At 65.8% G+C, this 23,137-nt stretch carries 21 protein-coding genes; 20 read left to right on the top strand and 1 reads right to left on the bottom strand.

The features are described from left to right. Positions 1–144 precede the first annotated feature (144 nt). Positions 145–1,800 (top strand): phosphoenolpyruvate carboxykinase (ATP), encoded by a 1,656-nt coding sequence (locus QUS11_07920; GenBank protein MDM7993224.1) that lies wholly within the window; start codon positions 145–147, stop codon positions 1,798–1,800. A gap of 57 nt (positions 1,801–1,857) precedes the next feature. Here the strand turns inward: QUS11_07920 and QUS11_07915 are convergent, their stop codons facing one another. Continuing rightward, positions 1,858–2,334, bottom strand: a complete 477-nt coding sequence (locus tag QUS11_07915) for a hypothetical protein (protein MDM7993223.1) — start codon at positions 2,332–2,334, stop codon at positions 1,858–1,860. Positions 2,335–2,417: 83 nt separating this feature from the next. On the opposite strand from QUS11_07915, the gene gcvT reads away from it, so the two are divergent. From gcvT to QUS11_07820, 19 genes are all read left to right on the top strand, one after another. Then, positions 2,418–3,515, top strand: coding sequence for a glycine cleavage system aminomethyltransferase GcvT (gcvT, locus tag QUS11_07910; GenBank protein MDM7993222.1), 1,098 nt, complete (start codon positions 2,418–2,420; stop codon positions 3,513–3,515). A gap of 25 nt (positions 3,516–3,540) precedes the next feature. After that, positions 3,541–3,927, top strand: a complete 387-nt coding sequence (gene gcvH, locus QUS11_07905) for a glycine cleavage system protein GcvH (protein MDM7993221.1) — start codon at positions 3,541–3,543, stop codon at positions 3,925–3,927. Between the two features lie 7 nt (positions 3,928–3,934). Then, a complete protein-coding gene (gcvPA, locus tag QUS11_07900; protein ID MDM7993220.1) occupies positions 3,935–5,281 on the top strand; it encodes an aminomethyl-transferring glycine dehydrogenase subunit GcvPA in 1,347 nt (448 codons plus the stop codon). After that, positions 5,278–6,738 carry an aminomethyl-transferring glycine dehydrogenase subunit GcvPB gene (gene gcvPB, locus QUS11_07895; protein ID MDM7993219.1) on the top strand — a complete coding sequence of 487 codons (1,461 nt, stop codon included), beginning with the start codon at positions 5,278–5,280 and terminating at the stop codon, positions 6,736–6,738. Before gcvPA ends, gcvPB begins: the two co-directional genes overlap by 4 nt. Further along, positions 6,723–7,166 carry a hypothetical protein gene (locus QUS11_07890; protein ID MDM7993218.1) on the top strand — a complete coding sequence of 148 codons (444 nt, stop codon included), beginning with the start codon at positions 6,723–6,725 and terminating at the stop codon, positions 7,164–7,166. Before gcvPB ends, QUS11_07890 begins: the two co-directional genes overlap by 16 nt. Next, positions 7,123–7,554, top strand: a complete 432-nt coding sequence (locus QUS11_07885) for a hypothetical protein (GenBank protein MDM7993217.1) — start codon at positions 7,123–7,125, stop codon at positions 7,552–7,554. Before QUS11_07890 ends, QUS11_07885 begins: the two co-directional genes overlap by 44 nt. Continuing rightward, the gene (locus tag QUS11_07880; GenBank protein ID MDM7993216.1) at positions 7,532–9,394 is read left to right on the top strand and encodes a glutamate mutase L; all 1,863 of its coding nucleotides are present in this window, start codon (positions 7,532–7,534) and stop codon (positions 9,392–9,394) included. The genes QUS11_07885 and QUS11_07880 overlap by 23 nt, the downstream gene beginning before the upstream one ends. A 3-nt stretch (positions 9,395–9,397) precedes the next feature. Further along, positions 9,398–10,519, top strand: coding sequence for a hypothetical protein (locus QUS11_07875; GenBank protein ID MDM7993215.1), 1,122 nt, complete (start codon positions 9,398–9,400; stop codon positions 10,517–10,519). Positions 10,520–10,611: 92 nt separating this feature from the next. Beyond that, a complete protein-coding gene (locus QUS11_07870; protein MDM7993214.1) occupies positions 10,612–11,838 on the top strand; it encodes a hypothetical protein in 1,227 nt (408 codons plus the stop codon). 11 nt (positions 11,839–11,849) lie between these two features. Then, positions 11,850–12,509 carry a hypothetical protein gene (locus tag QUS11_07865; protein ID MDM7993213.1) on the top strand — a complete coding sequence of 220 codons (660 nt, stop codon included), beginning with the start codon at positions 11,850–11,852 and terminating at the stop codon, positions 12,507–12,509. Beyond that, entirely contained in the window at positions 12,506–13,366 is an 861-nt protein-coding gene (locus QUS11_07860) for a hypothetical protein (protein ID MDM7993212.1), read from the top strand. Before QUS11_07865 ends, QUS11_07860 begins: the two co-directional genes overlap by 4 nt. Continuing rightward, on the top strand, positions 13,363–14,019 hold the full coding sequence (locus tag QUS11_07855; protein MDM7993211.1) for a hypothetical protein: 657 nt from the start codon (positions 13,363–13,365) through the stop codon (positions 14,017–14,019). Before QUS11_07860 ends, QUS11_07855 begins: the two co-directional genes overlap by 4 nt. Positions 14,020–14,248: 229 nt before the next feature. Further along, complete coding sequence (locus QUS11_07850; GenBank protein ID MDM7993210.1) at positions 14,249–16,966, top strand: TonB-dependent receptor; 2,718 nt, start codon at positions 14,249–14,251, stop codon at positions 16,964–16,966. Positions 16,967–17,040: 74 nt separating this feature from the next. Next, positions 17,041–17,862 carry a MotA/TolQ/ExbB proton channel family protein gene (locus tag QUS11_07845; GenBank protein ID MDM7993209.1) on the top strand — a complete coding sequence of 274 codons (822 nt, stop codon included), beginning with the start codon at positions 17,041–17,043 and terminating at the stop codon, positions 17,860–17,862. Between the two features lie 11 nt (positions 17,863–17,873). After that, the gene (locus tag QUS11_07840; GenBank protein ID MDM7993208.1) at positions 17,874–18,623 is read left to right on the top strand and encodes a biopolymer transporter ExbD; all 750 of its coding nucleotides are present in this window, start codon (positions 17,874–17,876) and stop codon (positions 18,621–18,623) included. Further along, the gene (locus QUS11_07835) at positions 18,623–19,081 is read left to right on the top strand and encodes a biopolymer transporter ExbD (GenBank protein MDM7993207.1); all 459 of its coding nucleotides are present in this window, start codon (positions 18,623–18,625) and stop codon (positions 19,079–19,081) included. Before QUS11_07840 ends, QUS11_07835 begins: the two co-directional genes overlap by 1 nt. Positions 19,082–19,093: 12 nt before the next feature. Further along, entirely contained in the window at positions 19,094–19,771 is a 678-nt protein-coding gene (locus QUS11_07830; protein MDM7993206.1) for an energy transducer TonB, read from the top strand. A 97-nt stretch (positions 19,772–19,868) separates the two neighbouring features. After that, positions 19,869–22,103 (top strand): hypothetical protein, encoded by a 2,235-nt coding sequence (locus QUS11_07825; protein ID MDM7993205.1) that lies wholly within the window; start codon positions 19,869–19,871, stop codon positions 22,101–22,103. Positions 22,104–22,116: 13 nt separating this feature from the next. Beyond that, positions 22,117–23,097: a PorV/PorQ family protein gene (locus QUS11_07820; GenBank protein ID MDM7993204.1), complete on the top strand. Its 981-nt coding sequence runs from the start codon at positions 22,117–22,119 to the stop codon at positions 23,095–23,097. Positions 23,098–23,137: the final 40 nt, after the last annotated feature.

The raw sequence follows: 23,137 nt of genomic DNA, 5'->3' as shown, positions 1-23,137 counted from the left end.
AGCCGGAAGATAGCGCGGCACCATGCTCCACGGAAGCCGCCCGGCGGTGCCCGGCCTAGCCTCGATCCACGACATGGCTTATTCTAGAGCCAAGGTGGTCGGCGCGTCCCGCGCCCGCAGGCAATCCGCAAAACGGGAGGAAAGATGATCTTCCAGGACAGACTGGCAGGTTTCCTGTCTTCGCGCGGGGGAGTGGTCATGACCAACATCCCCCGCCCCGAGATGATCATGGAGTGCGTCAGGAACAGGGAGGCCTCCGTGGCCGCCTGCGGCGCCCTCGCGACGTGGACCCGCCCCGAATCCACGGGCAGGAGCCCCGAGGACACGCTCATCGTCAAGCGGCCCTCGAGCGCGGGCAACATCGACTGGTCCAGCCCGAACTGCCTCCCGGTCGACGAGGAGACCTTCGACATGGTCCTGGAGGACGCGCTCGCGGCCTACGGGGCTTCCTCGAAGCTCTACGTGACTGACAGGCTGGTCGGCTCCGATCCCGAATGCGCGCTGCACGTGAAGACCGTCTCCAACAAGGCGCTCACCACCCTGTTCACCTACAACATGTTCCGCCCCTTCGACGAGAAGGTGCTCGCAAGCAGCATCTTCAGGGACAGGCCGTTCACCCTCGTCGTGGTCCCCGACCGCAAGCTCGATCCCGCCAGGTACGAGGGCAGGCTTCGCATCGACCCGAGGCTGGGCCACACCTCGACGATGATGATCGGGATGGACTTCGACAAGAACATCGGCGTCGTCTTCGGCTCGGCCTACTGCGGCAGCGTGAAGAAGCTGATCTTCACCGTCATGAACTACGTGCTGCCCCTGAACGGCATCCTGTCCCTGCACTGCAGCGCCAACGAAGGGCCGAAGGGCGACTCCGCCCTCCTCCTCGGCCTGTCCGGAACCGGCAAGACCACCCTGTCGGCCGATCCCGAGAGGGCGCTCCTCGGCGACGACGAGCACGCCTGGACGGACAAGAGGATCAGCAACTACGAATACGGCTGCTACGCCAAGCTGATCAACCTCAACCCGCGCAAGGAGCCCGAGATCTACCGGGCCTGCTTCCACGAGGCGCCGGTCGAGCAGCACGGCGCCATCATCGAGAACGCCATGGTCTATCCCGACGGGACGTTCGACCTCGACGACGAGCGGTTCACGCCCAACTCGAGGGGCTCCTTCCCCCTGACGTTCCTGTCGAACGTCAAGGAACCGCCCGTCTCGGGGCACCCCGGCACGATCCTGTTCCTCACCGCCGATGCCAACGGTGTGCTGCCGCCGCTCGCGAAACTCACGAGGGGGCAGGCCATGCTGTGGTTCCTGATGGGCTACACCAGCAAGCTGGCGGGAACGGAGGCAGGGATCGTAGAGCCGAAGAGCACCTTCTCGCGCTTCTTCGGAGCGCCTTTCATGCCCCTCCTTCCGGACATCTACGCCGGCATGCTGGGCGACAAGCTCGACAAGCACGGCACTTCCGTCTTTCTGGTGAACACCGGCTGGAGCGGCGGCCCGTACGGAGTCGGCAGGAGGATGGACATCACCCTCACCAGGGCGATGGTCTCGGCCGCACTCTCGGGGGGGCTCTCGGACGTGTCCTTCACTGCCGATCCGTTCTTCAAGGTGATGGTTCCCGACTCCTGCCCGGGCGTCCCCGACGGCTCGGTGCTGAAGCCGGAGAACACCTGGGCCGACGCGGCCGCCTACCGCGAGAGGGCGGGCCGGCTGGCCTCGGAGTTCGCCGCGAAGTTCAGGAAGTCATACGGGGACAAGAATCTGGATGCCAGCATCGTGGAGGCCTGCCCGGGGCTCTGAGCCCGGGCCCCCGGTACTGATGCCCGGCCCGGCCTGTCCGAACCGGACAGGCCGGGCTCATTTCCGCTTTCGACTCGTTCCGGCGACGCCCAGCGATGGAGGGGGAGCGACCGGATCTCCCGCCAGGAGGAGCGCGAGCGAAACCAGCAGGAATGCGAGCCGGGGACTGCGGGGCCTCCCCTCGAGAACCGCTATCTCCTCCGGGGGGAGGCAGTCGAGCGAGTCCAGCGGAGGTCTCCCGAGCGGATCCGCGCGCAGGCCGGGGCATGCCAGCGTCACCAGGGCCGTGGGGATCATCCTCCCGGAAGCATCGGGGACGACCGCTATCAGATACTCGCACCCGGCCGACGCCATGTCCTCGAAGCCCGCACCCGCATCCGGCCAGGGCCTGACGAGGGCTCTCCGCCCGGACGGCAGGAGCAGGTCGTACGCGCCCTCCGCCCCGGGCGGCCCCGGCCAGGTCCATGACGGGATCCCGAGGCCGCGGAGCCAGTCCCTTGCGTCTCCGGCGGCTCTTCCCCCGTTTCCGGGCACCCGTCCCCCTCTCATTGCCCCGGGAGGGGGGCGCTAGTAGATTCGGCAGAGTTTTTCCATATGCTTCAGGGAGAAGATAACCTATGGACAAGGAAACCCCACTCTACAGCAGGCACGTAGCCCTCGGGGCCCACATCGAGCCGTTCGCGGGCTATCTGATGCCGATCCGCTACGGCAGCGTCATCGAGGAGCATCTCGCAGTCAGGAGGGGAGTGGGCGTCTTCGACCTCTCCCACATGGGCGAGTTCAGGGTCCGCGGGAAGGGCGCGAGGGAGTTCCTCGACGGCCTGCTCACCAACAACGCCGACGTCGAGCCGGGCAAGGCCTTCTACAGCGCCATGTGCTACCCGGACGCCGGCATCGTCGACGACCTGATCGTCTACAGGCTCGCGGACGACGATTACCTCATGGTTGTCAACGCTTCCAACATCGACAAGGACTGGGCCTGGGTCACCAGCCACGCCGGGACCTGCGACGTGAGGATCACGAACGAGAGCGACGAAACCGCCCTCGTGGCCATCCAGGGCCCGAAGGCCCAGGAGCTGGCCTCGAGGCTCACGACCGAGAACCTCGACGCCATCGCCTATTACGCCCAGGTGCAGGGGAAGGTCGCGGGATGCGGTGCCGTCATAGCGCGCACGGGCTACACCGGCGAGGACGGGTTCGAGTTCTACGTCCAGGCCGCCGACGCCCCCGCCGTCTGGGATGCCGTGATGAAGGCCGGGCAGGATTTCGGAATCGTGCCGGTGGGCCTCGCGGCGAGGGACACCCTCAGGCTCGAGGTCGGGTACGTCCTCTACGGGAACGACATCGACCATTCCACCTCCCCTCTCGAGGCGAAGCTCGGATGGGTCGTCAAGCTGGCCACCGACAAGGATTTCGTGGGCCGCGACGTCCTGAGGCGCCAGAAGGAGGACGGCACCTCGCGTCTGCTCGTGGGGCTCAAAGTGGAGGGGAAGGGCATCATCCGCCACGGCACCGAGCTATACCAGGGCGGCCGCAGGGTCGGAGTCGTCACCAGCGGGAGCATGGCCCCCGCCCTGAACACCGCAGTCGGGCTAGGATATGTAGAGAAGGGGCTCTCGAAGGCCGGCACCGCACTGGAAGCCGATATCCGGGGGCGCAGGATCCCCGTCAGCGTCTCGAAGACCCCCTTCTACACCGCCGGCACCCGCCGGTAACAGGCTTTCCGGAAGGAGCGCAGGAATGAGCAGCATTCCCGGAGATCTGAAGTACACGAAGAGCCACGAGTGGGTCAGGCGCGGAGCCGACGGCACCCTGACCATGGGCATCACCGACCACGCGCAGGAGCTGATGGGCGAGATCGTGATGGTCGAGCTGCCGCCCCAGGGCGGGGACCTCCGCGCTGGCGACAGCACCGGCGTGCTCGAGGCGGTCAAGACCGCCGAGGACTTCTTCGCCCCCGTCGACGGCAAGGTGGCCGAAGCCAACGCCGCCCTCGAGTCCGATCCCGGCCTCGTGAACAGGGACTGCTACGGAGACGGCTGGCTCATCAGGATCAGGCCCGCCGACGCCTCCCAGTTCGATGCTCTCCTCACCCCCGCCCAGTACGGGGAGATCGCGGGGGAATAGGCGCCAGATGAGCAGATTCACTTCGATCCTCGGTGCCGACAGGCGCCGGATGCTCGACACGATCGGCATCGGGTCGGTGGATGAGCTCGTCTCCGCCGTTCCGGCAGAGAAGAGGCTGGGCCGCAGGCTCGATCTCCCCTCTCCGGCCAGCGAACTCGAACTCACCAGGGAGGCTTCCGCCCTCGCGGAGCGGAACCGGGCGGCAGGCCTGGTCTGTTTCGCCGGTGCAGGCGCCTACGACCACTTCATCCCCTCGGTGATCGACCACATACTCCTGCGCAGCGAGTTCTACACCGCCTACACGCCCTACCAGGCCGAGGTGAGCCAGGGCACGCTGCAGTGCATCTTCGAATACCAGACCATGATGGCCAGGCTCACGGGCCTCGACTGCGCCAACGCCTCCATGTACGACGGGGCGAGCGCGGCCGCGGAGGCCGCCCTCATGGCCATGCGCGCCACGAAGCGAGACAGGGTGGCCGTGCCGGCCTCCCTCAACCCCAGATACCTGGCCGTGATCGAAACCTATCTGGCCCAGGGCGGATTCGGGATCGTCCGCATCCCGCTCCTGCCCGACGGAAGGCTCGACATGGCCGCCGCGGCCGGGCTCCTCGAAGGATGCGCCGCGCTGATGGTGCAGCAGCCCGACTTCCACGGCATCGTCCAGGACCTGAAGGCCGCCTCCGATGCCGCGCACGCCGCAGGCGCGCTGCTCGTCGCAGTCACGGATCCCGTGGCCGCCGCGGTACTGGAGTCCCCCGGAGCCGCCGGGGCCGACATCGCGGTGGGCGAGGGCCAGAGCATGGGCGTCCAGCTCTCCTTCGGAGGCCCCTACGTCGGCTTCATGGCCTGCCGGAAGGACCTCGTGCGCAACATGCCCGGGCGCATAATCGGCCGCACGGTCGACAAGGCGGGGCAGACCGGATACGTCCTCACCCTCCAGACACGCGAGCAGCACATCAGGCGCGAGAAGGCCACCAGCAACATCTGCTCCAACCAGGCCCTGATGGCGCTCGCCAACACCGTCTACCTCTCGCTCGCAGGAGAGAGCGGCTTCAGGGAGACATCCCTGCAGTGCCACTCGAAGGCCGTCTACCTCGAAGGCCGGCTGGCCGGCATCGAAGGCGTCAGGAGGGTGTTCACGGCTCCTTTCTACAGGGAGTTCGTGCTCGAGTATCCCGTCGATGCCGATGAACTCGTGCGGAAGGCCGCCGACAAGGGCTACCTGGCCGGGGTTCCGGTGCCGTCGCTCGGGAGGGGCGCTCTCCTCACCGCGGTGACAGAGAAGCGCACGAGAGCCGAGATGGACGGACTCGCAGGAGTCCTGACGGCGATCTGCGGGGGAGGTGCGGCATGACCGAAGGCACGATCTTCCACGAGAGCTGCTGCGGCAGGAGGGGCATGGACCTGCCCGCCCTCGACGTCCCCAGGGTCGATCCCGCAGCCACTTTCGGCACCGACGCCCTCCGGAAGGGGGCCGTCGGCCTCCCCGAGGTGAGCGAGTCACAGACCGTCAGGCACTTCGTCAACCTGAGCACCCTGAACTTCCACCTCGACAAGGAGATGTACCCGCTCGGCTCCTGCACGATGAAGTACAATCCGAAGCTCAACGAGGACATCGCCAGGCTCCCCGGCTTCGCCGGCCTCCATCCCCTGGCCCCCGCGGAACTCTGCGAGGGCGCCCTCGAACTGATGGAGAACCTGGGCCGGTACCTGTGCGAGATCACCGGCTTCGACGCGGTCACTCTCCAGCCGGCCGCAGGCGCCCACGGCGAGATGACGGGCCTCCTCCTGATACGCCACTGGCACCTCGAGAGGGGCGACACCGGCAGGCTCGAGATCCTGATGCCCGACTCCGCCCACGGCACGAACCCCGCGTCCTGCACCCTGGCGGGCTTCCGCACCGTGAACGTGAAGTCGAACGCGAAGGGCGAGGTCGACATAGACGATCTCCGCTCCAAGGCGGGGCCGGCCACGGCAGGGCTGATGCTCACCAACCCCAACACGCTCGGCATCTTCGAATCCGGCATCGGGGAGATCACGAGGATCGTCCACGAAGCCGGCGGCCTGTGCTACATGGACGGCGCCAACATGAACGCCCTCATGGGAATAGCACGACCTGGCGACATGGGGTTCGACGTCTGCCACCTCAACCTGCACAAGACCTTCTCCACGCCTCACGGCGGCGGCGGGCCGGGTTCCGGTCCGGTGGCGTGCAGGCAGGACCTGGCGAAGTACCTCCCCGACCCCGTCGTCATCAGGACGGCGGAAGGCAGGCCCGCGATGGGCAGAGCAAGGGCCTCGTTCGGACGCATGCTGGCGTTCCACGGGCACTTCGGCGTGCTGGCCAGGGCCTGGGCATACATCAGGACGCTCGGGCCCGAAGGTCTCCGCGAGGCCTCGGAGACGGCGCTCCTCAACGCCAACTATCTCAAGGCCCTGCTGAGGGAGGCCTTCGACATCCCCTACGACGACGGCCCGTGCATGCACGAGTTCGTCATATGCGGCGAGAGGCAGGCCAGGAAGGGCGTCAAGACGCTCGACATGGCCAAGAGGCTCCTGGACTACGGGTTCCACGCTCCGACGGTCTACTTCCCCATGATAGTCCACGAGTCCATGATGATCGAGCCAACCGAGACCGAGAGCCTCGAGTCCCTCGACGCCTTCGCCGGGGCCATGCTGTCGATCGCGCGCGAGGTCGACGAGAAGCCTCATCTCGTCACCGACGCACCCTGCGCGACCCCCGTCCTCAGGCTCGACGAGGTCAGGGCCGTGAAGGAACTGGAAGTCGTGGAGGGATGGGAGAGCTCGTAGGGGACCATCCCGTCCCCGTGCTGGAATGGACGGCGCACCCGGCCAGGGAACGTCCCCTGGCCGCGGCCGTCCTCGTCGTTATAATGCTCTGTGCCTCCGTGTTCGCAGCCCGTTTCGGGAACGGTCCGTGGTGGGGGATCCTGGGCTTCGGCCTGCTGGCTCTGTCGTTGTGGAGCTTCTTCCTGCCCACCAGATTCCGCATGGACGAAACGGGCGTCGAGAAGAAGTCGGTCTTCGGCACGGAGAAACGCACCTGGAGAGAGGTCAGGAGCTTCACGACGGATTCCCGCGGCATGCTCCTGAGCCCTTTCCCGAAGCCGACGCCCCTGGCGAAGTTCAGGGGTCTGGCCGTCCAGTTCGCCCCGGGCGGCAGGGAGGGTGTCGTTGCGTTCGTTCGTGACAGGATCTCTGGAAAGCCTGCCGGGTGAGGGTGCCGGCGAGGATTTCGGCGAGCTGTCGGCGCGCATCGCCCGCAGGGTGGTGGAGCGACAGCTCACCGTGCCCGCCGTGGTCCTGCTCGAGTCGGTGAAGCCACTCTCGTTCCTGGGCAACCAGATGCTCATCTTCCTGGATCCGATGGTGAGCCTCGTGGTCGACTCGAAGGATTACCAGAAGTTCGTCAGGATGCTCGAGGACCGCGACAACGTCGAGAAGCTGATCTGCGCGATAGAGGACGAGAACGCCCGGGAGTCGGCCGCGAGGGATGCCCGAAAGGCAGCCCGGCGCGGCGGGCGGCGGTGGTTCTCATGGTTCCGGCGCGGCTCCGGCCGCGGGGATCCGAAGGGAGACGGCATTGGCCGACAAGGAGATAACTAGGATACTGGCGACCGACTGCGGAAGCACGACGACCAAGGCCATCCTCATCGAGAAGAGGGAGGGCGAGTACCGCCTCATCACGAGGGGCGAGGCGCCCACCACGGTCGAGGCCCCCGCGGAGGACGTCACCAAGGGCGTGCTCAACGCCGTCGGGGAGATAGAGGACCTCATGGGGAGGCAGTTCCTCACCGACGACAAGGAGGGCGTCTTCGTGGGTGACGACCCGACCCGTGGCGTCGACATCTACATGTCCACCTCCTCGGCCGGCGGCGGGCTCCAGATGACCGTCGCCGGGGTCGTGAAGAGCATGACCGGCGAGAGCGCCCAGAGGGCCGCCCTCGGGGCCGGTGCGATCGTGATGGACGTGGTGGCGTCGAACGACGGCCGCCTGTTCCACGAGAAGGTGGCCGACATCCGCCGGTTGCGCCCCGACATGATCCTGCAGTCGGGCGGGATCGACGGCGGAACGGTCGACCACGTCGTCGAGCTCGCGCAGGTCATCAGGGCCGCCGATCCCAAGCCCCGCTTCGGCGTGGGATACAAGCTGCCCGTCATCTACGCCGGCAACAAGGACGCCGCGGACGAGGTCAGCCACGAGCTGGCGGACATCGCCGCCCTGAAGGTCGTGCCCAACATCAGGCCCGTGCTGGAGAGGGAGAACCTCGGCCCCGCCCGCGACACGATCCACGAGCTCTTCATGGAGCACGTGATGGCGCAGGCGCCGGGATACGGCAAGCTGATGCAGTGGGCCGGACACTACGTGGGGAACGACTGGGAGAACGTGCCCATCATGCCCACCCCCGGCGCCGTAGGCAAGCTGATCGAGATGGTCGCCAAGGCGGAAGGCATCCACGTCATGGGCGTGGACATCGGCGGCGCGACGACCGACGTCTTCTCCGTGTTCGACAGCGAGGGCCAGCCGGTGTTCAACCGCACGGTGTCCGCCAATCTGGGCATGAGTTACAGCGTTTCCAACGTGCTCGCCAGCGCGGGGCTCGAGAACGTGATGCGGTGGGTGCCCTTCAGGATGGACGAGGCCGACCTCAGGAACCGCATCAGGAACAAGATGATCCGCCCCACGACCGTCCCCCAGACCCTCGAGGAGCTCATCGTCGAGCAGGCCATCGCACGCGAAGCCCTCAGGCTGGCGCTCGTCCAGCACCGTGAGCTCGCGGTCGGCCTGAAGGGCGTGGCCCAGGAGCGGACGATAGGCGACGCCTTCGACCAGACCCAGACCGGGGCGACGCTCGTGAACATGATGCAGCTGGATCTCCTCATAGGTTCGGGCGGCGTGCTGTCGCACGCCCCCAGGAGGAGCCAGGCCGCGATGATGCTCATCGATTCGTTCGTCCCCGAGGGCGTAACGATGCTCGCGGTCGACTCGATCTTCATGATGCCCCAGCTCGGGGTGCTGTCCGAAGTGCTGCCCAGGGCAGCCACCGAGGTGTTCGACAAGGACTGCCTCATCAGGCTCGGCTCCTGCGTGGCCCCCGCGGGCCAGGGCAGGGATGGCCAGCAGGCCGCGGCGCTCACGATGCACATGCCCGACGGGAAGACCCGCGAGGCCGTCATCGAATTCGGGCGCATGCAGGTCATCCCCCTCGGCGTGGGCGAGAAGGCCCGCACGTCGATCCGCCCCGCCAAGGGCGTCGACCTCGGCGAGGGGGCCGGGAGGAACATCGAAGTCGACCTCGAGGGCGGAGTGGTCGGAGTCGTGCTCGACGGCAGGGGCAGGCCGTTCGTGCTGCCCGCGGGCGATTCGGAACGGGTCAAGAAGCTCCAGGAGTGGGCCATGGCTCTCACCGCCTACCCTGACAAGTTCCTTTCCCTTGGGAGGTAGGAGATGGCCTTCGCATACACCCCCGGACTGCGCGTCGCCGACGTGGCAGTCATCCGCAAGGAGCGCCGCCTTCCCCTGAAGGGCAGGGTCCTGGTCTCCCCGGGCGACGAGGTGGCGGCGGATACGGTGGTCGCCCGCACGGAACTGCCGGGAAACGTCAAGATGGTCAACCTGGCCAACATCCTCGGCGTCCCGCCCGACGACATACCCGCCCTCCTGCTGAAGAAGGAGGGGGATCCCCTCGCCCAGGACGAGATCCTGGCGCAGTCGAAGGGGATCTTCGGGCTCTTCAAGAACACCGTCAAATCCCCCATCGCCGGCACCTTCGAGAGCTTCAACAAGGTCACCGGGCAGGCCGTCCTCCGCGAGCCCCCCTCGCCCGTCACGATCGAGGCCTACGTGAAGGGCAGGATCGTGGACGTGATAGAGGACGAGGGCGTCGTGGTCGAGACGAGGGCCACCTTCGTCCAGGGCATCTTCGGCATCGGAGGGGAGACCAGGGGCGAGATCCGGAAGGCCGTGAAGAACCCCGAGCAGGAGCTGACCGCCGACCTCATCGACAAGTCCTGCGAGGGGAAGATCCTGATAGGCGGATCGTACGTCAGCCATGCCACCCTGAAGAAGGCCGTGGCCTCGGGCGTGAAGGGCATAGTCACCGGAGGCTTCGACGACAGGGACCTCAAGGACTTCCTCGGCTTCGACCTGGGCGTCGCCATCACCGGCCACGAGAACAAGGGCATCACGCTGATCCTCACCGAGGGCTTCGGCAGGATGCACATGGCCCGGAACACCTTCGACCTCCTCTGCAGCAGGGAGGGCATGCAGGCCAGCATCAACGGGGCCACTCAGATCAGGGCGGGAGTGATAAGGCCCGAGGTGGTCGTCCCCGTGGACGAGTCGGTGCTGGGGGCCGAGAAGCCCGGCGAGCAGGGAGCCATGAACGTCGGCTCCCCGATAAGGGTCATCAGGGCTCCGTACTTCGGCAGGCTGGGGAAGGTCGCGGCCCTGCCGGCCGAGCTCCAGCAGCTCGAGACGGAAGCGAAGGTCAGGGTCCTGGAGGTGGAGTTCGCCGACTCGTCCAGGGCCGTGGTCCCGAGAGCGAACGTAGAACTGATAGAGGACTAGCTTGAACCGTCCCGCACGGCGGTGAATGGAAGGGGAGCTCCGGCTCCCCTTCCGCGCACCTGCCCCCGGGACCGGGCCGAAGGAGGGTGCTGATGAGGATCGACCGTGTCTGCACGACCCTCTTGGTGCTTGCACAGGTGGCTGGTTCGCAGCCGGTGCCGGCGGGCGGAGGGGCGCCCCCGGCCGGTTCCGCTGCGTGCGAGCCAGCGCCGGCCATGCCGGGAGGGGCAGCGAACATTTCCTTCGAGTCGGTGACGGCGGTGGATGCGCCGAACGACGCCGGAGGCGCCCTGGAGCTCAGCTGGGCCATCGGCGCGGACAGCCCGCTTGCAGACTCCATAAGGATCATCAGGGCCTCGGGCGGCGTCGAGACTGATGCCGGGTGGATCCTCCCGGGCACCGACCTCTTCATCGACGAGGGGCTCGATGAGGGCACCGAATACGTGTACACCCTCGAGGCATGGTCCGGCGGAGCGCCCGCCGGCCGCAGCGAACCCGCATCCGCCACCCCCTCGGCCCAGTGGATCCACTCCGGCCGGGTCGGGATGCTCGTGATACTCACCCTGCTCGCTGGGGTGATCTTCTGGTACATCGACAGGGGCAGGAGGGGCAGACCCCTCTTCATCCGCGAGATCGCCGGGCTCTCCGCCGTCGACGATGCAGTGGGGCGCGCGACCGAGATGGGCCGTCCCGTCCTCTACATCCCGGGCATCATGGACATGGACGACATCCAGACCATCGCCAGCATGGTCATACTGGGCAGGGTGGCGTCGAAGACCGCCGAGTACGGCGCGGGCCTCCTCGTGCCCAACACCCGGAGCGTCGTCATGAGCGTGGCCCAGGAGGTGGTCAAGGAGGCCTACCTGCAGGCGGGCCGTCCCGACGCCTTCCGAAGGGACAACATCAACTACCTCACCGACGACCAGTTCGGGTACGCGGCAGGAGTGGACGGGATCATGGTCAGGCAGAGGCCGGCGGCCATCTTCCTCCTCGGCACCTTCTACGCCGAGAGCCTGATCCTCGCCGAGACGGGCAAGAGCGTGGGCGCGATCCAGATCGCCGGCACTGCCATGCCCAGCCAGCTCCCCTTCTTCATCGCGGCATGCGACTACACGCTCATAGGCGAGGAGCTCTTCGCAGCCAGCGCCTACCTGTCCCGCGAACCCAAGCTGCTCGGCAGCCTCAAGGGCCAGGATTCCGCCAAGCTCGTGATAATGCTGATCATCGCGGCGGGGGTCGCCGCGGCCACCGCAGGATACTGGTGGGAGCCGGGCGCCAGGATCGCCGACTTCCTCCGGTTCATAACCCACGTCGAGTAGGGAGGGGTGAAGTGAGGCTGTTTCTTCCGCTGCTCGTGACCTTCCTCTGCGGGATGCTGATGATCCTGCAGTTCTTCATCCCGCACAGGCCCTTCTCGACCATGGGCGAGGGTCTGTCCGACTGGTACATGATCGTGGCCTCGGCGTCGATCTTCCTCGGCGTGGTCAACCTCGTGCAGGTCCACGCCATGAAGATCGCCCGGAGGGCGAAGAACTGGCAGTACAGCCCGGTGGTCCTCGCGGGGTTCTTCGCGATGGTCGCCGCCGGGTTCGCCTGGGGCGTCGAGGAGGGCAGGCCCTTCGACTACATGTTCCAGAACATGGTCGTGCCCATGGGCGCCACGATGTTCAGCCTGCTGGCCTTCTTCGTGGCATCGGCGGCCTTCCGCGCCTTCAGGTCCTCCAACTGGAGGGCCACGCTGCTGCTGCTCTCCGCCTTCATCGTGATGCTCGGCCGCGTGCCGATAGGCGACCTGATCTGGGGGCTGTTCCCCGGGGCCGCGGAAGGAGCCCACCCCAACCTGGTCTCCGAGGTCGCGGAGTGGCTGATGCAGGTGCCCAACATGGCCGGGCAGAGGGCCGTCATGATCGGCGCCGCGCTCGGAGTGGTGGCAACGTCGCTCAGGATGATCTTCGGCATCGAGCGCAGCTACCTGGGAGGCGCCGAATGAGGAAGCTCCTGGAGAGACTCGAGAGGGTCGACAGGAGGGTGATCTACATCCTCATGGCGCTGTCGGTCCTCGTGCCGCTCGTCCTCCGCCTCGACTTCCCCATCCCGGTCGGATCGGGGCCGAGCCGCGACCTCTACGACTTCGTCGATTCCCTGCCGCCCGGGTCCGTGGTGCTCGTGAGCTACGACTACGATCCTTCCACGATGCCCGAGCTGCAGCCGATGGCTGTGGCCCTTGCCCAGCACCTCTTCACCAGGGGCGACAGGGTCATCGCAACCGCGCTGTGGCCGCAGGGTGCCAGCCTGTGTCAGGAGGCCCTGTCGTCCGTGGGCGACAGCCTCGGCAGGGCGCAGTACGTGGACTGGGTGAACCTCGGGTACACCGTCGGCGCGGGCGTGTCCGTCCTCCGGATGGGCAGCTCGGTGCAGGCAGTCTACCCGCAGGACCGCGACGGGGTCCCGTACGATTCCATCCCCCTGCTGGGGTGCGTCAGGAGCATAAGGGACGTGGACCTGATCATCAGCCTGTCGGCGGGCGACCCCGGGATCCATGCCTGGGTGATGATGGCCGGCGACAGGTTCGGGGTCCCGATAGGCGGCGGCTGCACGGCCGTGAGCGCGCCGGAGTTCTACCCGTACCTCGGAGCGGGGCAGATGGTGGGTCTCCTGGGCGGGCTCAGGGGTGCCGCCGACTACGAGACGCTCGTCAGGGAGGGGGTCGAAGGCCCGCCGCCCGGCACCGCCACTCCGGGCATGGCCGCCCAGTCCATAGCCCACCTCGTCATCATGGCATTCATCGTCATCGGGAACATCACCTACCTGACGATCGGCAGGAGCAGGAAGGGGGCGAACCGATGAACTGGGAGATCACCGGCATCTGGCTGGGCGCGATACTCACGCTCATGCTCTACAGCTTCCTCTACAGGGACAACCCGTTCTACAAGTTCGCCGAGCACCTCTTCGTCGGGATGAGTGCCGGCTACTGGCTGATCTACACGGTCTACAACGTCCTGATCCCCAACTTCTGGAACGAGCTGACGGGGGCGAGCGACGGCTCGCCGGACCTGTTCATGATAGTGCCGGGATTCTTCGGCCTCTTCATGCTGGCGAGGCTGATCCCGAAGATCGCGGGCCTGTCGAGGCTCGCGCTGGCCATGATAGTGGGCACGGGCGCCGGGCTGGGCCTGGTGAGCACCCTGCAGACAAACTGCCTGAGCCAGGTCGAGGGCACGATCGTATCGCTCTCGGGCGTCGGCACGGCCGGATTCCTCGACAACCTCATACTGGTGGCCGGGGTGGTCTGCGGGCTGGTCTACTTCTTCTTCTCCAAGGCCCACAGGGGGATCACGGGCGGGGCGGCCAACATCGGCGTCACCATCCTGATGGTCGCCTTCGGCGCGAGCTTCGGATACACGGTGATGGCCAGGATCAGCCTGCTCATCGGGCAGGCCCAGTTCCTGCTGTTCGACTGGCTCCCGACCATCCCGGCGATGTTCGGCGCGGGGAGCTGAGAGTGCCGGCGGGAATGCTTGACACGCATCGGGACCACGGGTATTCTCGCATCCAGAGAGGATAATACAGGCGGAGTCCGCCCTCCGGGCGGGGCCGTTAATGGTTGCTCGGCAAAGGTGTACGGTTGTGGTTCCGACGGTCCGTCTCAGGGGGTGAAGGGAGCGTCGGATGCGGAAATCGAAGGCAGTTAAGGGTAACGTCTCCCATCAGAGGAAAGGAGCGTACAAGGTGCTAGGAAGGGCTACGGCTATCACTGCCGCTCTGGTCCTGTGCCTCGCGCTTGTTGCCGGCGCGGGTACCACCGGCAAGATCGCTGGAAGGGTCACTGACAATTCCGGCAATCCCCTCATCGGCGCCACCGTGATGATCGTCGGCACGTCCTTCGGGGCGATGACCGACGCCAACGGCGAGTACTTCATCATCAACCTCGAACCCGGCGAGTACAACCTGTCCGCCAACATGGTGGGCATGGCCGGCTCGACGGCGAACGGCGTGCAGGTCAGCGCCGACCTCACCACGAGGATGGACTTCACCCTCAACACCACCACGGTCGGCAGCACGGTCATCCAGGTCACCGACCAGCGCGGCATGATCCTCAGGGACGTGACGTCCTCCATGCACGTCGTCGGCCGTGACGAGATCAAGACCCTGCCCGTGGCCGGCGTCCAGGACGTCGTCAACCGCCAGGCCGGCACGACCGACCGCGGCGGCCTCCACATGCGCGGCGGCCGTTCCGGCGAGGTGGCATACCTCGTCGACGGCATCGTCCAGCAGGATGCCACATCCAACTCCTTCACGGCCGACATCCCGATGTCGGCAGTCGCCGAGACGTCGGTCATGACCGGCGGCTTCGGCGCCGAGTACGGCAATGCCCAGTCGGGCATCGTCCAGATCATCACCCGCGAGGGCGGGAACTCCTACACGGGCGAGATCGAGCTCAGCGGCAACGACTGGCAGTCCCTCGGCCTGGCCGACGACTGGACCTGGCAGTCGAGCCGCGGCGAGGCAGGCCCGTTCTCCGAGGCGCGCCTCAACGCCGAGGCCGCAGTCGGCGGCCCCGAGCCCATCACCAGCTTCCTGCTGCCCGCCATGGGCATCAACGTCCCCGGCGACAACAGGCTCTTCCTCTCCGGCGAGTTCCTCGAGATCGGCGGCGGCGAGGAGAACAGGTACCAGTACCAGTTCAACGGCTGGCAGACCCAGTACTCCGGCCAGGCCAAGCTCACGATCCGTCCCAGCGCCCGCACCAAGATAAACTTCTCGGGCTACCTGATGGACAGGGACTACGGCTGGAGCGACTGGGCCTGGAACAGGTTCGAGGAACCCTACATCGACACCGATACCAGCTCCTCCACCTACGGCGACACGCTGGCCTGGGGTCAGGACATCAGGTTCGGACTCCCCACCAGGTTCCTCGAGAACACGAGCATCAGCATGGGCCTCACCCAGACCCTCAGCGACGCCACTTTCATGGAGCTGAAGCTCAACCAGTACGTGTCCACCTTCAGCTACAAGATCCGCAACACGGACATGACCTGGCTGGGCGAGGGCTGGACCGCGGCAGACTGGCTGCTCTACTCCCCCTCCAGGATCCAGGACACCGACGGCTTCTACCGCCAGGGCGCCAGCAGGATGGCCTGGGGCGACACCCGCAGCCAGACATCCACTGCACGCTTCGACCTCACGAGCCAGATCAACCAGCAGCACCAGCTCAAGACCGGGTTCGAGGCCACCTACTACGACGTCTTCGACTACAGCGTCGACACGGCGTCGGGCGGAAACATCTACCTCAACCGCTACCACGCGTTCCCGAACGCCGGAGCGGTCTACTTCCAGGACAAGATGGAATACCGCGGGATGATCGTTAACGCCGGCCTCAGGTTCGACTACTTCGACCCCAACTTCGACGAGTTCCCGGCCGACCCGTCCAACCCGGTCACCCCGGGAACCACTCCCGAGGATCCCGACCACATCGTCAACCCCATCGAAGTGCCCATAAAGTACCACCTGAGCCCCCGCGTCGGCTTCTCGCACCCCATCACCGAGCGCGACGTGCTCCACTTCACCTATGGCCACTTCTTCCAGATGCCCATGCTGGACAGGATGTACTCCGGCTCGTCCTACGACCTGTCCGGCGCCTTCCCGCTGATCGGCAACGTCGACCTCGAGCCCGAGCAGACGATAGCCTACGAGGTGGGCGTCAAGCACCAGTTCGATGACTACACGATGCTCGACGTCACCGGCTTCTACAAGGACATCACCGGCCTGGTCGACACCGAGAAGAACTTCTACACCGCCGTCGACTCCTACGACCGCTACATCAACGGCGACTTCGGCAACGTCCGCGGCGCGGAGCTAACCCTGATGAGGCGCCCCACGGGCTTCTTCTCCGCCAGCGCCAGCTACACCTACCAGGTGGCCAAGGGCAAGTCCTCCGGCGCCACCCAGAACTACTCGTACCTCTGGTCCGGCTGGGTCATCCCCAAGCACGAGTCCTACCTCGACTGGGATCAGAGGCACTCCTTCAACGCCGACCTCGACTTCCGCATCCCCCAGGGCGAAGGCCCCAGGATCGGCAACTATCCGTTCCTCGAGGGTTTCGGGACGACCGTGACGTTCAACTACGGCTCGGGATTCCCGTACACTCCCGCGGGCCAGGCCAGCGCCTCCCCCGAGATCAACAGCAGCCGCTACCCCTGGACCCTCGACACCGACGTCAAGATCAACCGCACGATCTGGGCGGGCCCTCTGACGATGGATGTGTACTGCTGGATCATCAACGTCTTCGACCGCAGGAACATCACGACGATCGCCGATTTCGCCTGGTACGACGCCGACCAGGACGGTGACGGCAGGCCCGATCGCGATCCCACGGGCGCCCAGGACAATCCGTACGTCTACTCCCGCCCGAGGATGATCAGGTTCGGGTTCGGGCTGGAGTGGTAGGAGAGTAACCAGGGAACCACAGGGGCGGTCCCGAGGGGGACCGCCCCCCACCGAGTCACAAGGAGTTGTCCCTCATGCGTAACATTCTCTTGGCAGTCCTCATGCTGGCTGCTGCTTCCTGGGCGCAGGCACCCGCCGATACGACCGCTCCGGCCCCCGTCGACACCACCACCCAGATCGCCGAGCCGGTCGTCGAGCCGGTGACCCCGCCCGCCGACTCCGCGGCCGTTCCCGCAGGCGAGGACATCGAGAGGCCCCAGAACGCCGCGATGGACCTGAAGGACCTGTTCATCGCCGGCGGCATATTCATGTGGCCGCTGCTCCTCAGCGCCATCATCGGTGTAGCGATCGGCATCGAGAGGTACATCGTCCTGCGCAAGTGCAAGATCAACCAGGGCACCTTCCTCGACCAGCTCGGCGGGTACATCCGCAAGGGCGACCACAAGGGCGCCGAAGATCTCTGTGACCGCACCCGCGGTCCTGTTGCATCCATCCTCCGCGCCGGCCTCGTCAGGCGTGACAAGGGCCTCGAGGCAGTGGAGAAGGGTATCGAGACCGCCGCCCAGGTAGAGATGTCCTTCCTCGAGAAGGGGCTCATCGTCATGGCCTCCGTGGTCGTCGTGGCCCCGATGCTCGGCTTCCTCGGCACCGTCTCGGGCATGATCAACGCCTTCGGCGCCATCGCCGCGGCGAAGAACGTCGAGGCCAGCCTGGTCGCGAGCGGTATCCAGGAGGCCCTCATCACCACGGCTGCCGGCCTCATGATCGCCATCCCCGTGCAGCTCGCCTATAACTGGTACATCTCGATCATCGGCAGGTACGTCATCGACATGGAGGAGGCGAGCAGCTTCCTGATCGATACACTCTCCGACATGGAACTGCTCAAGAAGCTCTAGAAGGGGATCGGATGCGACTCCTCAAGAAACCGACAGCAAGCGCGGACATCCCGGAAGCATCGATGGCCGACATCGGCTTCCTGCTGCTGATCTTCTTCCTCGTCACGACGACGTTCGAGGTCCAGAAGGGCATCTCCTACAGGCTGCCCAAGAAGCCCGACGAGCAGACGCAGGAAGTCATCATCGACGAGGCCAACCGCCTCATGATGACGGTCAAGCAGTGGGGCCTGAACGAGTATGTCGCACTCATCGACCAGGCTCCTCCGGGGGGTCCGCTCCAGAGGGCCAGGGCGGGCGAGGACGTGAGCCTCGAGTCCGACTCGCTGGTGTCCGGTATACGGTCGCTGGCGAGCGACAGGGTCGAGGCGCTCTCCGCCACCCGTTCGAGGCTGCTCACCAACGTGCTCGTGGCGATGGACCTGCCCGAGAACACGTACTCGAGCCTCGAGCGGGCAGTCGAGGGCGAGAACCTGGTTCCCCAGGTGAAGCCCGGCCTCATGCGGATCCTGCTCGGCGGCGAGATAGCCGTCGACGACGATCCCCTGTTCGGGCAGGTGGCGTTCGGCGACACCCTCGTCCTGGCCGACGCCGTACAGGGCGAGATAGCTACGGTCGTGAGGGAGAGCGAACTCGTCGTCATCCTCAAGTTCTTCCCCGACTGCGACTACAACGGAATGGTCCAGGCGCTCGACATGCTCAGGCGCAACGGCGTCAGCCGTACCGGTATAACGATCCAGGAGAGGACGGGGGGTGGGGCCTGATGCTGATACAGCGTAGGATCAGAGCTGCGGCGAAGGTCTACACCGGATCCTCGGCGGACCTCGTCTTCATTCTCATCATCTTCTTCATGAGCACGACCCTCTTCAAGGAGGAGGGCGGGATGAGCATAAGGTTCCCGCAGGCCCATCCCGAGGTCATGACGGAGATAGGCAAGCAGTCGCTCTCGATCAAGGTGTGGATCAAGCAGGTCACGCCGGGCGACCCGTCGAGCGAGCTGGTGGCCCGCATCGGCGACTTCGACATGCCCGTGAGCGACGTTCCCCAGCAGCTGCGGACTCTCAGCGAGCGGCTCTGGCGCGAGCAGAACAAGTCCGTCGACGTGATAGTGTTCAACGTCGACCAGAGGGTCCCCATGGGGGACATGGTCGAACTGTTCAACGCTTTGCGCTACGAAGAGCTCTACAGCGTGATGTTCAACGCGGTAGAGCATTCCTACTGAGGGGGGTGGAGCATGAGCACCCATGCGAACAGCGAGTTCCAGGAGCGCTCGGCCCTCCTGTACGACTGGGCGATCGCGGGCGCAATCGCCAGCATGATCCTGCTCCTCGAGGTCATCCCGAGGAGCGAGATGGGGCGCATCAGCACCCGCACGACCGACACCGAGATGGAGGCAGTCGAGGCCGACATAGCCTTCGACGAGCAGGTCGAGGAGCAGCAGGAGGAGGTCCAGCAGCAGCAGGAGGAGATGCAGCAGGCCGCGGAGCAGATGATCCAGGAGCTCCAGACCGATGTCACCATCTCCCTCAGCACCGACACGATAGGCCTCTCCAGCGTCACGACGGTGTCCCAGACCATAGAGGACATCGGCCCCGGCGACGGTGGCACCGAGATGGGTCCCCCCAGGTTCATGCCCGCGGAGGTGTTCCCTTCCTGCACGTTCCAGCCTGCGCCCGAGTACCCCGAAATGGCCAGGATGGCCGGCGTGGAAGGCAACGTCGTGCTCTGGGTCTACGTGAAGACGGACGGCACTGTGGGCGACGTGCAGCTCTACAACTCGAGCGGGGTCGAATCCCTCGACCAGGCGGCGCTCTCTGCGGCGCCCCGCACCCGCTGGGTACCGGCGTCGAACAACGGGATACCGGTGGGAGTGTGGACCACGCTCACTTACCGGTTCACCCTGACGACATGAGAACAGCAATGGGGAAGGAACTCTCTCACACTTCCGGGCCAGGCCGTGAATCGGCCGGCCCGGAGACCAAGCTTACGAATCGGAGGTGAAGGAGGGTATGAGAAGATCCAGCCTGAGACCCGGTTTCCTGATCCTGGCGACCCTTTTGCTGGTCGTCATGACCGGCGCGGCGGGGGCCAGGAGCATGAGGCAGATGACGCTGCCCGAGGGGACCGACGCTCGCCCGTCCGCGGTCTGGGTTCTGCACAACCTCAACAACAACTGGAGTGCGTTCCTGAACATCGGCCTGTTCGGCGATCCCTGGTCGGTCTACCCGTCCTGCGAATGGCCGGGCGGCGAGGGCAACAGCTACCTCTGGGACGGCGAGTTCTGGAGCGCATGCTACGGCCCCGTGACGGTGCACGGCGATTCACTCGCCAAGTGGGCGAGCGTCACGGACTACTCCACGGGCTGGGAGTTCTGGCCCAGCGAGGGCTTCCCGCTGGTCAAGCTCTCCCCGGGCCCGACCGCGCTCGAAGAGAGCCACTACGGCTATGACGACTGGGGCCCCTACAACGACGATCCCTACGGCCTCAAGATCTATGAAGAGAACTACTCCTGGGGCACCCCGGGCTTCAACAACTTCATAGCAAACTACTTCGTGGCCACCCACGAGAGCTCCCACGGGAACCCCGGCGTCCCGCTGGAGGCCCTCACCCTGGCGATCAAGGGTGACTGCGACATCGCCGATGCCGATGTCTCCGACTGCCACCTCGACGACATGGTCTTCTACGACGGCCACGTCATCTGGTGCAACGACCCCGAGGCCACGTTCGAGTACGTGTTCGACAACGGGACCCCCGGTTCCGAGGCCGACGCCTACACGTACCAGCAGAACCCGGATGCCTCGTACGATAATCCGGAAGACAACATCTTCTACTACTACAACTATCTCGGCTCCGACGGCATAGTCGACGCCGACGTAGACGGGAACGGCGTCAGCGACCACTTCACCATCCTGGCGAAGGTGGACAACGTCTCCGGCGACACCGTCTACACCGTCGATCCCAACACGGGCCTGGATCTCTTCGCTCTGGGAATGCCCGAGAACCACTGGAACCACGTCGTCGGCGACACGACCTACCTGGTCGTCCCGCGCAACATGTCCTACATCTGGGACAGCGACCTCGCGGCGTCCTCGATCGATGACTCGGGCGAGCCCGACGTCATCCCGCCCTGCAACGGGTTCATCGGCTGGCGCCTGCTCGACTACTGGGTGAGGCACAGCGACGGCACCATCGAGCGCCCGATCGACGTGTACGGCTACCCGATCCCCCTGTCCCACACCTGGTGGAACTGGGAGAGCGACCCGGGCAGCGATCCCGAGCGCTACAACATGCAGTGGGGCGCCAATCCCGACGCCAGCGGCCAGTTCAGCGGACCGACCTTCCTCGAAGACTGGGTCGGCAACCCCAACGCGCCCGAGGCCATCTCGACCACTAACCAGGGCCCCTGGCCGATAGTCGACGACAACCCGATCGCGCAGGGCTATCCGACCTTCGACTACAGGTTCCTGCTGACGATGGGCCCGACCACGCTCGCCGACGGCGACAGCCTGTTCATGGTGGGCGGCTGGATAGTCGGCCTGGGCCTGGACGGCCTCCGCAGGGACGCTGATGCCCTGCTCGACGCGTACTACCGCGATGGCGGATGGGGAGTGCCTAAGCTCCCGCCGACCCCCGTCCTCTTCTACGAGGCCCAGAACGGCAACGTCCACCTGGAGTGGGGCGCCAACGCCGAGACCTACACGCCGTTCGGCGGCTACCGCATCTACAGGGCAACGTTCAATCCGTCCGGCTGGGAGCTCATCGACGAGATAGCGGGAACCGGCACCTACTCCTACGACGACAGCACGGTCGTCAACGGATTCCCCTACTACTACGTCGTATGCAGCTTCGACGCCGAAACCGGTGTCGAGAGCACCAAGTCCAACTACAAGCAGACCATCGAGGGCACGCCCCTCTCAGTGGTGCCCTACTGGTACTCCTCGGCCGACTGGAAGGATCTCGTCACGGTGGTCCCCAACCCGTACCGCGGATCCGCGGCATGGGAGCAGACCTACTTCGACAAGATCGCCTTCGTGAATCTCCCGGCCATGTGCGACATCTACATCTACACGCTCGGCGGAGACCATGTCATCACGCTCGAGCACCGCGGCTGGGGCGGCGACGAGGGAACGGAGTTCTGGGACCTCATCAGCCGCAATGATCAGGAGGTCGTCTCCGGTCTCTACTTCTACAGGATAGAGACAGAGGACGACTACGTAATCGGCAAGTTCGCCATCATAAAGTAGGGAGGAGGGGGCAATGAAACTGACAGGAAGAATCCTGGTTGCAGCGGCTGCCGTCCTCCTGCTCTTCCCGGCGGTGGCAGACGCCAGCTTCGCCAAGGTCGGCACTGCCGGCGCCCAGTTCCTCAAGCTGGGGCTGGGCACCAGGGGCGCCGCGATGGGTGGAGCCTTCGTAGCCACGGCGGACGATGCGAGCGCAGCCTGGTGGAACCCGGCATGTCTGGTACGCGTGCCCGGCACGCAGGTCCAGCTTACCCACACCGAGTGGTTCGAGGATGTCCGGTACGAGGCGGGCGTGGTGACGCGGGAATTCCCGATGATCGGCACCTTCGCCCTCCAGTTCGGGCTCCTCAGCTCCGGCGACATGGACGAGACGACCATCGAGCAGCCCCAGGGCACCGGTGAGACCTTCACCTGCAGCGACATGGTCGTCGGGCTGACCTATTCCAGGATGCTGACCGACAGGTTCAGCACGGGTGTGACGTTCAAGTACGTCCACGAAGGGTGGGACGACATAGGCGCCTCCGGAGTCGCCGTCGACCTCGGGACGCTGTACAACACGGGCTTCCGCTCGCTGCGCATCGGCATGACGATCCAGCACTTCGGCGGCGAGCTCACGCCGGATGGTGATTTCGACGACTACTACAGCGGGGCTGACTCGCTGTCCTCCTACACCGCGTACTCCCTGCCCATGACCTTCAAGCTGGGCCTCGCGATGGACGTCATCGACGAGGGTCCCCACTTCATGACGATCGCCGTCGACGGGATCCATCCCAACGACAACGTCGAGCAGGTGGGCATCGGAGGGGAATACTGGTACAACGGCATGGTCGCGATCCGTGGCGGCTACAGGGTCAATACGGACGAGGAGGGGCTCACGGCCGGTGCGGGATTCCGCATCCCCGTCGGCGGGCAGACGATAGCCCTCGACTACGCATATGCCGACTTCAACAGGCTGGACATGGTGCACAGGGCCAGCCTGGGGTTCGAGTTCTAGAACCTGTGCGGGCCGGGGGGGGTGCGCCCCTCCCGGCCCC

It is taken from the genome of Candidatus Fermentibacter sp. (genome assembly GCA_030373045.1).
In the GTDB taxonomy this organism is placed as follows: Bacteria; Fermentibacterota; Fermentibacteria; order Fermentibacterales; family Fermentibacteraceae; genus Fermentibacter.
This window is presented reverse-complemented; position numbering and strand designations above follow the sequence as displayed.

What these genes read in the sequence shown, in the direction of transcription:
- QUS11_07920 (MDM7993224.1), top strand. Translation starts at nt 145, where the DNA reads ATGATCTTCCAGGACAGACTGGCAGGTTTCCTGTCTTCGCGCGGGGGA.
- gcvT (MDM7993222.1), top strand. Translation starts at nt 2,418, where the DNA reads ATGGACAAGGAAACCCCACTCTACAGCAGGCACGTAGCCCTCGGGGCC.
- gcvH (MDM7993221.1), top strand. Translation starts at nt 3,541, where the DNA reads ATGAGCAGCATTCCCGGAGATCTGAAGTACACGAAGAGCCACGAGTGG.
- gcvPA (MDM7993220.1), top strand. Translation starts at nt 3,935, where the DNA reads ATGAGCAGATTCACTTCGATCCTCGGTGCCGACAGGCGCCGGATGCTC.
- gcvPB (MDM7993219.1), top strand. Translation starts at nt 5,278, where the DNA reads ATGACCGAAGGCACGATCTTCCACGAGAGCTGCTGCGGCAGGAGGGGC.
- QUS11_07890 (MDM7993218.1), top strand. Translation starts at nt 6,723, where the DNA reads ATGGGAGAGCTCGTAGGGGACCATCCCGTCCCCGTGCTGGAATGGACG.
- QUS11_07875 (MDM7993215.1), top strand. Translation starts at nt 9,398, where the DNA reads ATGGCCTTCGCATACACCCCCGGACTGCGCGTCGCCGACGTGGCAGTC.
- QUS11_07870 (MDM7993214.1), top strand. Translation starts at nt 10,612, where the DNA reads ATGAGGATCGACCGTGTCTGCACGACCCTCTTGGTGCTTGCACAGGTG.
- QUS11_07860 (MDM7993212.1), top strand. Translation starts at nt 12,506, where the DNA reads ATGAGGAAGCTCCTGGAGAGACTCGAGAGGGTCGACAGGAGGGTGATC.
- QUS11_07855 (MDM7993211.1), top strand. Translation starts at nt 13,363, where the DNA reads ATGAACTGGGAGATCACCGGCATCTGGCTGGGCGCGATACTCACGCTC.
- QUS11_07845 (MDM7993209.1), top strand. Translation starts at nt 17,041, where the DNA reads ATGCGTAACATTCTCTTGGCAGTCCTCATGCTGGCTGCTGCTTCCTGG.
- QUS11_07840 (MDM7993208.1), top strand. Translation starts at nt 17,874, where the DNA reads ATGCGACTCCTCAAGAAACCGACAGCAAGCGCGGACATCCCGGAAGCA.
- QUS11_07835 (MDM7993207.1), top strand. Translation starts at nt 18,623, where the DNA reads ATGCTGATACAGCGTAGGATCAGAGCTGCGGCGAAGGTCTACACCGGA.
- QUS11_07830 (MDM7993206.1), top strand. Translation starts at nt 19,094, where the DNA reads ATGAGCACCCATGCGAACAGCGAGTTCCAGGAGCGCTCGGCCCTCCTG.
- QUS11_07825 (MDM7993205.1), top strand. Translation starts at nt 19,869, where the DNA reads ATGAGAAGATCCAGCCTGAGACCCGGTTTCCTGATCCTGGCGACCCTT.
- QUS11_07820 (MDM7993204.1), top strand. Translation starts at nt 22,117, where the DNA reads ATGAAACTGACAGGAAGAATCCTGGTTGCAGCGGCTGCCGTCCTCCTG.